Source organism: Parabacteroides sp. KHUB-03, assembly GCF_056640975.1.
In genome coordinates this window covers 2,218,525-2,232,891 of record NZ_CM153257.1, presented here as the reverse complement: position 1 = coordinate 2,232,891, position 14,367 = coordinate 2,218,525, and the positions used below count along the sequence as shown (strand labels likewise).

At 41.7% G+C, this 14,367-nt stretch carries 7 protein-coding genes; 2 read left to right on the top strand and 5 right to left on the bottom strand.

From position 1 onward, the window contains the following. Positions 1-11 precede the first annotated feature (11 nt). The 5 genes from dapF to gltB all read right to left on the bottom strand — a co-directional run bounded on the left by dapF (position 12) and on the right by gltB (position 10,840). A complete protein-coding gene (gene dapF / locus ACYIB7_RS09530; RefSeq protein WP_480336882.1) occupies positions 12-821 on the bottom strand; it encodes a diaminopimelate epimerase in 810 nt (269 codons plus the stop codon). Between the two features lie 415 nt (positions 822-1,236). Beyond that, positions 1,237-2,943: a DUF6383 domain-containing protein gene (locus ACYIB7_RS09525; protein ID WP_480336880.1), complete on the bottom strand. Its 1,707-nt coding sequence runs from the start codon at positions 2,941-2,943 to the stop codon at positions 1,237-1,239. Positions 2,944-3,081: 138 nt separating this feature from the next. Next, complete coding sequence (gene asnB / locus ACYIB7_RS09520) at positions 3,082-4,746, bottom strand: asparagine synthase B (protein WP_103982140.1); 1,665 nt, start codon at positions 4,744-4,746, stop codon at positions 3,082-3,084. Positions 4,747-4,766: 20 nt separating this feature from the next. Further along, positions 4,767-6,191: a glutamate synthase subunit beta gene (locus tag ACYIB7_RS09515; protein ID WP_103982139.1), complete on the bottom strand. Its 1,425-nt coding sequence runs from the start codon at positions 6,189-6,191 to the stop codon at positions 4,767-4,769. A gap of 134 nt (positions 6,192-6,325) precedes the next feature. Beyond that, a complete protein-coding gene (gene gltB, locus ACYIB7_RS09510; protein WP_480336877.1) occupies positions 6,326-10,840 on the bottom strand; it encodes a glutamate synthase large subunit in 4,515 nt (1,504 codons plus the stop codon). Between the two features lie 360 nt (positions 10,841-11,200). On the opposite strand from gltB, the gene ACYIB7_RS09505 reads away from it, so the two are divergent. Both ACYIB7_RS09505 and carA read left to right on the top strand, forming a co-directional pair. Beyond that, a complete protein-coding gene (locus ACYIB7_RS09505) occupies positions 11,201-13,087 on the top strand; it encodes an amidophosphoribosyltransferase (RefSeq protein WP_480336875.1) in 1,887 nt (628 codons plus the stop codon). Next, positions 13,084-14,187 (top strand): glutamine-hydrolyzing carbamoyl-phosphate synthase small subunit, encoded by a 1,104-nt coding sequence (carA, locus tag ACYIB7_RS09500; RefSeq protein WP_480336873.1) that lies wholly within the window; start codon positions 13,084-13,086, stop codon positions 14,185-14,187. The genes ACYIB7_RS09505 and carA overlap by 4 nt, the downstream gene beginning before the upstream one ends. The last annotated feature ends 180 nt before the right edge of the window (positions 14,188-14,367 follow it).

The window sequence follows — 14,367 nt, the reverse complement described above, 5'->3', positions numbered from 1 at the left end:
TTTATTGTTTATTATAAACTTATTGTTCCGTCGAATACTTTTATGGCTTCACCTGTCATATAAACATGGTTGGATTCGTTATCCCACCGGATAGAAAGTATCCCTCCGTCCATAATTATATTAGTAAGCCTTCCGCTTTTGCCATTCACAATGGCAGCTACAGCGGTTGCGCAGGCTCCTGTTCCACAAGCCTGGGTAATGCCTGATCCTCTTTCCCATACCTTCATTCTGATTTCTTCTTCGGTTATAACTTGTGCGAATTCTATATTGGTACGATGGGGGAATAAAGGATGATGCTCCAACAGAGGCCCTATTTCGGAAAGGTTCACCTTGGCTATATTTTCCACAAAAATAACTAAATGCGGATTACCCATCGATATAACGGTACCGATATATTGTTTGCCTCCTGCTTCCAGTTCCAGAGCTATTTCGCCAATGGTAGGGGCACCCATGTCTACGGTAACCAGGGTTACTTTCTTCCGTTTGACGGTTAATTGCAATTCTTTGATGCCTGACAGGGTTTCCAATGTGATGGTTTTCTTTTTTGTCAGACCTTTTTCGTATACGTATTTGCCGATACAACGGGAGGCATTTCCACACATCATGGCTTCTGAGCCGTCTGCATTATAGATGTGCATGCTGAAGTCGGCAATATCTGACGGGCCTATTAAAACCAATCCATCCGAACCTATTCCTGTGTGAGGTGCACTCCATTTGACGGCTAGTTCCTCCGGATTGGCAAGAGGATAGAGCATTGTGTTGACGTATATGTAGTCATTTCCGGTTCCGTGCATCTTTGTGAATTTGACTTGGTGTGTCATTTTTACTCCTTGAATCTTGTTGTTGTAACTTTTTGTTTTGTAACAATACAAATATATGACGTTTTGTGATTTAATGTTGCTTATATATGTCTGAATGCTTATTAAATATTGCTCTTGTAATAATTTGTGTTGTTAATATCCATTTTTGCTTATAATCTGTAATTAAAACCAATTGTTCAAATATTATTTGTAACTCATGACTAGCTTCTATTAGATAATAAGTCATGCTTATGCGGTGAAATTATAACTTGTGTGGATGGTATATGGCCTTCTTTGTGTTAAATGGGAAGCGAAACAGAGATAATTCTGACAAAATGGAAATAAAAAAAGAGGCTTAAAATAATAAAAGAGGAGCCGTTCGATAATTCGAACGGCTCCTCTTGAATAGCAAATCAGTAAAAGAATGTTCTACCGGTTAGTTTGCTTTAATCTTGAATGATTTTCTTGCATTATCTTTTATAATTGTAACAATATAAATGTTATCTTTTGCTAAAGAAGGAATAGCGATATATTCGTTTGTTCCGGAGATAATTCCATTAGTAAGTTTAGCTCCATTTATGCTGACAACAGAATAGGTAGCTTTATCACAGTTTTCAACATAGATTCCGCCTTCTTGTACATATACATTTGCATCTTCAAGAACAGGAGACGCTTCGTTGCTGGTGATAACGCCAAGTGCATTAGACTTAACGAATGCGGTAGCCATCGGGGTGTCTGATCCTGCAGGCGTAAATTCAATCTTGATCTTTTGGTCTGCAGTAGGAACTGTAGCCTTTATAGCCATAGCTTCAGCTAATGTATTGCTTTCATTTCTTGTTTTCATTGTTACATTGACAATGACATTACTTTCTTGCAGGCTTATAGCTTCTAATGTTGTCTTAACATTAATAGCCATTACATTGATTGTTGGTTTAGCAGTTTCGCTTTCGTAATACACAGAGTCTATTGTTATATCAATATTCTGATTCATGTCTGCTTTCAGATTACCGATAATGCCGGCAACCAAAGATGACATCATGTTACCGAATGTGGTGCTTAAAGAAGCAGGCATTGTAATAACTTGAGCTGAAGTTTTAGTCCATTCCAAATCTTCACTGTTAACAACACCATCACCATTAGTATCTGCAGAAGGAACAGCACTGATCTCATTTGTAGTTGTTAGTAACATATTAGCTCCATTTACAGAAATGACAGGAGTTAACTTACGGTAGCCGTTGATTTTGCTGTCCGTACCATAAGAAGCTAAAACAATTGCTTCGACAGGCATACCTGTTGTTGATTTCAGGTTTGCATATACTGTGGCATCGCCCATAGGAATAGAAGCAGTAGGAGCCTGTAATGGTTTGCCAAACAAACTGGCTTTGATAGTACCTGCCGTCATTAACTTAGTCATGTCTAAAGTTACCATAAAGTTAGGTACTTCTGCCAAGCTGCTAACCATTCCGCGTAAAGCATCTTCCATTACAATAGAATAACTTAAAATGCCATTGCTGCCTTTTGTTTCTTCGATAGATAACAGATCGCCTGCTTTTAACGGGAAGTTTTCAATGCTTGACCCCAGACCTGCTAATAAAGGACTTAAAGATAAAGTAGCGCGGAATGAACTGTATGGTAAAATAGTACCTTTGTCTCCTGATGTGAATGATACGGTTAGCAACTCGCCAAGTACATCAATAGAAGCAACAATTTTGTGAGGTATTTTTATACTGACAGGGCGTACACCCATTGCAAATGTGAAATCTTTAGATTCGCTGAATGTTAGTTTTACTTTCTTTAACAGGCTGCTTACAGCATCAGGCATACCTGTCATTTTGATAGAACTTAAATCTACATTCATGCTGTCAGGAATGACATCAATCACTGTTGGAGTGGCAGCTCTTGTAGCCAAGCCTTGTTGAAAAAATAGAGGGGATGAAACAATACCTTCGATTGTAGGATTCGTTAATGCCATGAAGTCTACACCCGAAATAGTTTTAACCTGATCAAATATGGCTGGCACTATCTCTTTAACGATAGCAGCTTTTTCTGCATTTGTTAATTGGGGCTGGTTCTGCGCAGAACCAGTGAATGTTGTTGCAAACAACATTACCAATGCACTAATAAAAGTAAAGATTTTTTTCATATATACACGATTTAAATTATTAATAAACCTCGACAAAGGTATCATATAAAATAAAACGTTCAAGGATTTTTTCGAATAATTATTGGTGTCGAATAATATAGCAACAATATAAAATTCAGCCTCTGTTGATAATGAATTTTAATGGGAAGCTTTGTGTATGCCCGTTACAGAACGTCCGCTTGGGTCATTTCTGTTTTTGAAAGAGGTGTCCCAAACAAGTGCCTCTGCTGTTGAACAGGCTACACTAGGTACGCTTGGTACACTCCGTGCAGCACATTCACTAGGGAAATGTTCTTCAAAAATGCTGCGATAATAATATTCTTCTTTATTTTGTGGCGGATTAATCGGAAACCGTTTTGTTGCATGAAGCATATCGTTGTCTGATACGGCTTCCGCCGCTATTTTTTTTAATGTATCAATCCAATTGTAGCCAACACCATCGGAGAATTGCTCCTTTTGTCGCCATACTATTTCGTGAGGAAGCATTTTCGAGAATGCTTCGCGTAAAATCTTCTTTTCAATGATTTCTCCGGGGCACATTTTTGCTGTAGGATTAAGGCGCATTGCCACATCCAGAAATTTTTTGTCGAGAAACGGAACGCGTCCTTCCACTCCCCATGCACAAAGGCTTTTGTTTGCACGCAAGCAATCATATAGATAAAGCTTTCTGAGTTTGCGGATAGTCTCTTCGTGGAATGTTTTTGCATCGGGAGCTTTATGAAAGTATAGATAGCCGCCAAATATTTCATCAGCACCTTCGCCGCTAAGTACCATTTTTATCCCCATACTCCGGATTACGCGGGCCAATAAATACATAGGGGTAGAAGCTCGTACGGTTGTTACATCATAAGTTTCGATGTAATAAATCACATCCCGTATGGCATCTAGTCCTTCTTGTATGGTATAGTTTATTTCGTGATGTATGGTACCGATGTGGTCTGCTACTTTTTGGGCGGCCGCCAGATCGGGAGCTCCTTTAAGGCCAACTGCGAAAGAGTGGAGTTGAGGCCACCAGGCATCTGTTTTTCCATTATTCTCTATTCGTTTGGCGGCATATTTTTTAGCGATGGCTGATATAATGGATGAATCTAGCCCTCCCGATAGGAGCACTCCATAGGGAACATCGCTCATGAGCTGGCGCTGGACGGCTGCTTCAAGAGCGTTATATAATTGTTTTATATTGGATGGATTGTTTTTTACATTATCATAATTTGTCCAATCACGGGTATACCATTTCGTTAGTTCCCGGTTTTTACTATAGAAATAGTGTCCTGGTAAAAACGGTTCATAATGGGTGGCATATCCTTCCAACCCTTTTAGCTCGGAAGATATTAATAGATGTCCTTCGTTGTCATACCCTATATAGAGAGGTATAACGCCTATTGGGTCTCTGGCGATGAGGTAGATATCTTTCTCTTCGTCATACAGTGCAAAGGCAAAGATCCCATTCAGGTCTTCTAAAAAGTTAATGCCTTTTTTCTTGTAGAGTGCGAGGATCACTTCACAGTCCGATCCTGTTTGAAACTCATATTCATCTTTTAATACTTCGCGTAGTTCACGATGGTTGTAGATTTCTCCATTAACGCAAAGAATATGTTTGCCATCTGCGCTGATTAAAGGTTGTCCTCCTGAAGCGGGATCGACGATTGATAAGCGTTCGTGTGCAAGTATTGCAGTCTTGCCCTGGTAAATGCCGCTCCAGTCGGGGCCACGATGACGTATTTGTTTACTCATTTGTAAAGCTTGTCTGCGATAAACGGAAGTATCGCCATGTATATTGAATATTGCTGTTATGCCGCACATAGTTGTTGTTCTTTATAAAGTTATTTGTTCATTAAATATTTATCTATTTCTTCTGCTGTTTTTCTTCCGGATGCCATAGCTTTTACAACCAGACTGGCTCCGCTGACTGCATCTCCACAGGCAAAGACTTTATCCATAATTGTCTGGTTTTTTTTGTTTACGGATATATTCTTGCGTTCGTTGACTGGTAGTGAGAGTTCTTTGATCAGTCCTTCTTGCTCCGGGTGCACGAATCCCATGGCAAGGAATATAAGGTCGGCTTCTATAATCTCTTTCCTGCCGGTTTTTTTTATATCAGGACGACTACCGTTTATAGGAGATGTCCATTTCACCTCTTCCACTTCTACTCCTGTAAGTGTGTTTCCATTTCCTATAAATCGACAGGATGCCAAATTCCAACGACGTAGACATCCTTCTTCGTGGCTACTGCTGGTTTTTAATATTTGCGGGTACATGGGCCAAGATGTTTGTGGATTGTACTCTACCGGAGGTTTAGGCATAATTTCTATTTGCGTGACATTTGCCGCTCCATGACGGTTAGCCGTTCCTACGCAATCGCTGCCAGTGTCGCCTCCTCCGATGATGAGTACTTTTTTCCCTTTACAGTTAATAATGTTTTTAGGTGGAATCTGGATACCTTCCAGTTTGCGGTTCTGTTGAGATAGCAATTCCAGTGCAAAATGAATGCCTTTCAGGTTACGTCCTTCGATTGGCAGGTCACGTGGAACTTCCGATCCGATGGCTATGCAAATAGCATCGTAGGAATCCAGTACATCTTTTGCCAATATCTCTTTGCCTACCATCGTGTTTACTTTAAAGATGACACCTTCGTCTTTCATCAGCCGTATCCGGCGGTCTATGATGTTTTTCCCTAATTTGAAATTTGGGATGCCGAAGCGAAGTAAACCACCCGGCAGTTCGTCTTTTTCAAATAAAGTGACTTCATAGCCCCGGCGATTCAGTTGTTGCGCTGTTGCCAATCCGGCCGGCCCACTACCAATAACTGCAACGCGTTTTCCATTGCGGACTGGTTGTTTTGGTGTGATATAACCTTCACGAAAAGCCATTTCTATGATAGCTGCTTCATTTTCACGGATGGTGACAGGTTCATTACAGCTTAATTTCAGCACACAGCTTTTTTCACAGAGAGCCGGGCAGATACGTCCGGTAAACTCAGGAAAGTCGCATGTTTGTTCCAACACGTGGTAGGCTTCTTTCCAGCGTCCTCTGTAAAGCAGGTCTTGCCATTCGGGCTGTTTATTACCCAACGGGCAAGCCCAGTGGCAGAAAGGTACGCCGCAATCCATGCAACGTGATGCTTGTGTGCGCCGGTCGTTGCTGTTCAATGTTTGTTCTACTTCGCTGAAATCGCCTATGCGTTCATGTACAGGCCTGTAGCCTGCTTCTTGTCTGTGTATGGTTAAGAATGCTTTTGGATTTCCCATTGTTGTACTTCTTTTTAATGATGTTTTGTTTGTTATTAATTCCATCCGTTTTGGTGATAAGCTGTCACCTTACCGCGTGGTAGTTCATCACCTTATCGCGTGACGAGGTCTCACCCGGCCGGGTGGTTCCGGAGTTAATAATCCCGTTGCATTTCGGCTATTTTTTGTTGTAGCTTCATCATCTGTTCTTCCTGCAGTACCTTTTTATATTCTATCGGGATGATGCAGATGAATTCTCCGGAGTATTTGTTCCAGTTATCGAGCATTTTTCTGGCCAGTAGGCTACCTGTATAGCGGTAGTGCTTGCGGATTAATTCGTTCAACTCTTTATTGGTATTACTGTCTTCTATGAGTGATAATTCCACCGTTTCCATGTTACAGAAGTAATCAAAATCGCCGGCTTTATTCCATACATAGGCTATTCCTCCGCTCATACCTGCTGCAAAGTTTCGTCCGGTTTGCCCAAGTATGACCACACGTCCGCCTGTCATATATTCGCAACAGTGGTCACCTACCCCTTCTGCCACAGCAATAGCGCCGGAATTACGTACACAAAAACGTTCTCCTGCACGTCCGTTGATATAGACTTCTCCACTAGTAGCCCCATACATTAAAGTATTACCGGCAATAGTGTTTTCTTCGGCTCTGAAGGTAGATTGTACAGGAGGTATCAGGCTGATGCGACCGCCGCTTAATCCTTTACCTAAATAATCATTGGCTTCTCCTTCGAGGCGGAAGTGGATACCATGTGCCAGAAATGCTCCAAAACTTTGTCCTGCAGAACCTTTGAATTTGATGTTTAAGGTATTGTCTGGCAGGCCTGTATTACCATAATGTTTTGCAATCTCACCGGATAACATGGCTCCTACTGAACGGTCTGTGTTGGCAATGGTATAGTTCAGTGATATTTCGTGCTGAAACTTGATGGCAGGCATAGCATGTTTAATGATGTCAATGTCTTTTACATTGTTTATCAGGTGCGCCTGCTTTGTCGTTTTGTGAATGGCATTTTGTTTACCTTCTGCCGGAAAATGAATTAGCTTGTCAAAATTAAGCAGATCATGCTTGGCAATTGAGTCTGATGGTTTACGGATAAGCAAATCCGTATGTCCTATAATCTCATCCAAACTTTTAGCGCCTAATTCAGCCAGATATTCGCGGACTTCTTCTGCCAGGAAAGTGAAAAAGTTTACCAGATACTCACTGCGTCCGCGGAAACGCTTGCGTAGTTCTTCGTCTTGTGTGGCAACTCCTACCGGGCAGGTATTTATATGGCATTTGCGCATCATAACGCATCCCAGGACAATAAGGGCAGAGGTGGCGAATCCAAATTCTTCAGCGCCGAGCAAGGCCATTAGAATAATGTCGCGTCCGGTTTTCAGTTGTCCGTCGGATTGCAGGCGAACTTGTCCGCGAAGATTGTTGAGGACTAATGTTTGTTGTGTCTCGGACAAACCTAATTCGGGTGACACACCGGCATAGCGAATGGAACTTACAGGAGAAGCACCGGTACCACCTTCGGCACCGGAAATGATAATACGGTCTGCTTTGGCCTTAACCACACCAGCAGCAATCGTTCCTACTCCGCTTTCGGCTACCAGCTTAACACTGATTTCGGCATGCGGATTAACATTTTTCAGATCAAAGATAAGTTGTGCGAGGTCTTCTATAGAGTATATATCATGATGAGGTGGCGGCGAAATCAGTGAGATGCCCGGAATAGAATGACGTGTTTTGGCTATAATGTCGTTTACCTTATAGCCTGGTAGTTGTCCTCCCTCGCCGGGTTTTGCTCCTTGTGCGATTTTAATTTGTATTTCATCTGCATTTACCAGGTATTCGGCAGTAACTCCGAACCGGCCGGATGCCACTTGCTTGATGGCAGAACGAAGGGATGTGCCATCTTTACCAGGAATAAAACGTGCCGGATCTTCTCCTCCTTCTCCTGTATTACTCCGTCCGTGTATTTGGTTCATAGCTATAGCGATGGTTTCGTGTGCTTCACGACTAATTGATCCGAAGCTCATTGCACCGGTAACAAAACGTTTCATAATATCGCCAACAGGTTCTACCTGTTCCAGTGGTACGGGTTTCTGTTTTCTGAATGTAAGAAAGTCGCGTAAAAAAATAGGTGTCTCCTTATTATCGATCAGGTGGCTATACTCTTTAAACTTTTTGTAACTTCCCAACCGGGTAGCGAGTTGAAGGGTAGCGATCGTTTCCGGGTTCCATGCATGTTTTTCTCCATCTTTACGGAAAGAATAGACTCCGGCGTTGGGAAGTGGGCTGCCTGATGTTTGTTTGAAAGCCTCTTTGTGCATGGCAATAATATCGCTGGTAATTTCATCTAAGTGGATACCTTCTATATTACTGGTAGTTCCTCCGAAGTATGTGTTTGCTAGTTCGCTGCTGAGGCCGATAGCTTCGAATAGTTTGGCTCCACGGTAACTTCGAATAGTGCTGATACCCATTTTACTGATAACTTTGAACAATCCTTTACATATTGCTTTGATATAATTCTTGCGGGCGGTTTCGTAGTTAAGCTGGATGATTTGGTTGTCTACGATATCTTTGATAATCGCAAATACCATATAAGGGTTGATAGCACTGGCGCCATAACCCAATAAAAGGGCAGCATGCATTATCTCGCGCATGTCTCCTGTTTCTACGACAAGAGCTGTCTGTACGCGTTTCTGTACTGAAATCAGATAATGATGTACGGTACTGACTGCAAGTAATGACGGGATGGGAGCATGTTCTTTGTCTATCCCTTTGTCACTAAGTATAATGTAGTTTGCCCCATCGGCAACGGATTGTTCAGCTTGCTTACAGAGTTTTTCTAATGCAGATTGAAGTCCTTTGCATCCTTTTGCTACTTCAAATAACATGGGTAGTTTGACTGATTTGAACCCTTTGTATCTGATATTACATAAAATATCTAATTGTGTATTTGTAAGAATAGGATGATTTAGTTTAACCATTTTGCAATGGTTTTCATTCGGACTGAGGATTTTGTTACCCACAGCCCCGATATATTCTTCCAGGCTCATAACTAACTCTTCGCGGATCGGATCAATAGGTGGGTTAGTGACCTGTGCAAATTGTTGCCTGAAGTAGTTGTACAATAGTTGTGGGCGGGTGGACAAAGCTGCCAACGGTGTGTCGTTTCCCATAGAACCGATCGGTTCCGTACCATTTGTGGACATAGGTATGAGAATGCGTTCTATATCTTCCCTGTTGTAACCAAAAATATGTAAACGTTGGTCGAACTGGCCTACAATATGAGGAATTTTTCTTCCAGACTTTATTTCATCCAGTTCTACCCGGTTGTTGGCAAGCCATGTACGATAAGGTTGGGCGTTTGCCAGTTCCTTTTTTAATTCACTGTCGTAATATATTTCACCTTTTTCAGTGTCGATGAGAAGTATTTTCCCCGGCTGTAAACGACCTTTTTCTTTGATCTCATTTGGCTCGAAGTCTATTACGCCTACTTCCGAGGCTACTACCATCATGTCATGTTTCGTAATCAGATAGCGTGCAGGTCTTAATCCGTTACGGTCTAGCATACCTCCGGCATAACGACCATCACTGAATAGAAGTGCTGCAGGGCCATCCCATGGTTCCATAAGGATGGAGTGATATTCATAAAAAGCTTTTAAACTTTCGGAGATAGGGTTTTTCTCGTTGAAACTTTCCGGTATCAACATTGTTATAGCATGAGGAAGGCTCATTCCGGAAGCTACAAAAAACTCGAGTACGTTGTCAAGAGAGGCACTGTCACTCATGTTTGGTTGAATAATAGGGCGTATATCTTCTATATCGGGAATGTTGGATGAAGACAGGACACTTTCACGAGCTTCCATCCATCCGCGATTTCCGCGAATCGTATTGATTTCCCCGTTATGTGCAAGCAGTCGAAAAGGTTGTGCCAAACTCCATGTGGGAAATGTGTTGGTGCTAAAACGTGAATGTACCAATGCCAGCCCGCTGGTGAAATAATGGTTTGTTAAGTCAGGGAAATAGTGACGCAGCTGCATCGACTCCAGCATACCTTTATATATAATACTTCTGGTAGATAAGGATACGATATAGAAGTTTTCTTTTCCAGGTAAATTGGCTGAAGCGATCTTTTTCTCAATTCGTTTACGAATGATGTATAGCTTTAGCTCCATAGTTTGTTGGTCATTACAGCCGGTAACAAATATTTGTTTAATATCCGGTTCAGTTTCCTGTGCAGATTTTCCTAAAATACTTGTGTTAACCGGTACTTTTCGGAGATGCATTAATGTTAGCCCCTCTTTTTCTATTTCTTCTATTATAATGCTGAGTATGGCAGTTTGTTGTTGTTCATCTTTGGGTAGAAACACAAGTCCGGTTCCATATTTACCTTTTTCAGGTACAGGAATCCCTTGAAGTAAAATAAATTCATGGGGAATCTGTAACATGATGCCAGCACCGTCTCCAGTTTTATTGTCAGCCCCTTCAGCCCCCCGATGCCGCATATTTTCCAATACTTTTAGAGCCGATTCAACAATGTTGTGTGATTTCTCTCCATGAATGTTAACTAACATTCCAACTCCACATGCATCGTGTTCGTAAGCAGAGTTGTATAAGCCTCTTTGACTGGTGAAATGATCTTTTTTGCTCATTTTGTATATCTATTTGATTTATTATTTCTGTAATATGTGTCTAAATGATATGCAAATATAATTTTATGTTTCATATTGGAATATATTATTGTCTCTTGATTTTTGTTTAATTTAGGTCCGGGAAGCAACAGGCTTTAAATTGTTAGATAAATGAGCAGAAATACTTATAATTTATAGTTTTATAGTAGGATGTTTTTAGCTAATTGTTATTTTGTCTATTTGTCTGATGTTTTATATATAAATTAACTAAATGCTGTATTTGATAATTATTTGTGTTAATATGTTATTTATTGGGCTTATTTATAATCAATATGAAATATAATATTTGTAACTTTGTCGCCGTATTAAAATAAAACCCCAATGGAAGTACTTAAACATGAGTGTGGAGTCGCCATGATTCGGTTATTGAAACCTTTAGAGTATTATTACGAGAAGTATGGAACCTGGATGTATGGGCTCAATAAACTTTATCTGCTGATGGAAAAGCAGCATAACCGCGGACAGGAAGGTGCCGGTTTAGCTTGTGTTAAACTGGAAGCAAGTCCCGGCGAAGAATATATGTTTCGTGAAAGGGCACTTGGAACAAGTGCAATAACAGATATATTTTCTGCTGTTCATCAACATTACAAAGAACTACCTTCCGATAAATCGAATGATCCATATTACGCCAAGGCTAACCTTCCTTTTGCAGGAGAGCTTTATATGGGGCATCTCCGTTATAGTACCACCGGCAAATCCGGTATTTCTTATATCCATCCTTTTTTACGGCGCAATAACTGGCGTGCCAAGAATCTGGCTCTTTGCGGTAACTTCAACCTGACAAACGTAGACGATATTTTCCATGAGATAACAGCTATCGGTCAACACCCGCGTAAATACTCCGATACATATATCATGTTGGAGCAGATGGGGCATCGTTTGGATCGTGAAGTAGAACGTCTTTATTGCAAGAGTGAGGCAGAGGGGTTGACCGGAATGGATATTACCCATGCTATAGAAAATCAGATTGATCTGTCAAACGTACTGAAACGCTGTGCTCCACAATGGGATGGAGGTTATGTAATATGCGGCCTTACAGGTAGTGGCGAATTTTTTAGTGTACGTGATCCGTGGGGTATTCGTCCGGCTTTTTACTATGTGGACGACGAGATTGCTGTACTTGCTTCGGAACGTCCGGTTATACAGACTGCAATGAATGTGCAAGTAGAGGATATAAAAGAACTGAATAGGGGAGAAGCCCTCTTTATCAATAAGAAGGGAGAAATCCGGACTTCACAGATTATAGAACCGAAAGAGAATAAAGCTTGCTCTTTCGAACGTATCTATTTCTCCCGGGGTAGCGACGTAGATATATATAAGGAAAGGAAGCTACTGGGCAGCAATCTGGTGCCCGATATACTGAACGCTGTAGATCATGATCTGGATCATACCGTCTTCTCTTTCATCCCAAATACGGCGGAGGTTGCTTATTTTGGTATGCAGGAGGGATTAAACAATTACTTGAACCGCCTTAAAACCGAACAGATTATCGGCAGCAAACGCCTTCTTGATGAACAAGAGTTGTCTGATATCCTTTCTAAGCGCGTTCGTTGTGAGAAAGTGGCGATTAAAGACATAAAATTGCGTACCTTTATAGCCGAAGGCAACAGCCGTAACGATCTGGCTGCTCATGTATACGATATTACTTACGGAAGTTTGGAGCCGTATATAGACAATCTGGTCGTGATAGACGATAGTATTGTTCGCGGAACAACTCTGAAGCAAAGCATTATCAGTATCCTCGATCGCTTGCATCCGAAGAAGATCGTCATAGTTTCTTCTTCTCCCCAGGTTCGATACCCGGATTATTATGGTATTGATATGTCGCGGATGAGCGAATTTATAGCCTTTAAGGCAGCAGTGGCATTATTGAGAGACCGGGGAATGGAAAACATCATCCTGGAGGTTTACCGGAAGGCAAAAGAACAACAGATGGCAGGGAGAGATCTGATCGTAAACTATGTAAAGGAGATTTATGCTCCTTTTACCGACCGGGAGATATCGGCTAAGATGGTTGAACTGCTTACCACGGAGAAGACCCGGACAAAGGTGGAGATTGTCTATCAGACTTTGGAAGGGCTGCACGCATCTTGTCCTGACCATCCGGGCGATTGGTATTTTTCGGGCGATTATCCGACACCGGGAGGAGCACGGTTGGTAAACAAAGCCTTCATTAATTACATGGAAGAAGAATATTTAGTCAAATGACACAACATATGGATTATATGCAGAAAGAAAAAAAAGCAACATTGATTCTGGATGACGGTACTGTTTTCCGAGGCATCTCTTTTGGTGCTGATAAAAACATTGCCGGCGAAGTAGTGTTCAACACTGCCATGACAGGATACCCGGAAAGTTTGACCGATCCCTCTTATGCCGGTCAGTTGATGGTCTTGACTTATCCGTTGGCAGGCAATTATGGAGTACCTCCACGCATCTTCAATGAAGAAGGGATTGCAACCTTTATGGAGAGCGAAAAGATACATGCGGAAGCAATTATTGTGAGCGACTACAGCCATGAATATAGCCATTGGAACGCGGTGGAAAGCCTTGGCAACTGGCTCAAGGATGAGGGCGTTCCGGGCATTTATGGCATTGATACCCGTGCGTTGACAAAGAAGTTGCGCGAACATGGTGTAATGATGGGACGCATTATTATTGGAGACGATGATAAGGAGAATGTGTCCGGTTTCGGGCAATATGGAAATGTAAACTATGTGGATAACGTATCCTGCAAAGAAGTTATTACGTATGCTGGAGGGAAGAAACGTGTTGTGTTAGTTGATTGCGGAGTAAAACATAATATTATCCGCAGCCTTTTGAAACGGAATGTAACGGTAATCCGTGTGCCCTGGGACTATGATTTCAATCAATTGGAATACGATGGATTATTTCTTTCGAACGGCCCGGGCGACCCCGATACCTGCGATGCTGCCGTACAGAATATCCGTAAAGCGTTGCAGGGCGATAAGCCCATCTGCGGCATTTGTATGGGAAACCAATTGCTGGCAAAAGCCGGTGGTGCTTCTATCTATAAATTGAAGTACGGACATCGCAGCCATAACCAGCCGGTACGTATGGTTGGTACGGAAAAATGCTTTGTCACCTCCCAGAATCATGGTTATGCAGTAGATAACGACACATTGGGTACTGAATGGGAACCGCTCTTTATCAATATGAACGATGGTACCAACGAAGGCATACGTCATAAGACAAAGCCCTTCTTTTCCGCTCAGTTTCACCCCGAAGCATGCAGCGGCCCTACAGATACGGAGTTCATTTTTGATGACTTTGTGGCTCTGCTGTGACAGGACAGGTTTGCGAGAAGCTCAAATTTAACCGCAGCTACATCTGTAATTAAATTGTAGGGCTTCGCATACATGTCGGAAGTTTAGGGTGACTTAGTAGCCGGGTAGAAATAGCCTGTTGTTTTTAACTACTTTGCTTCTTACATTACGGATTGGCATTAATAAAGAAAAGATAATAAT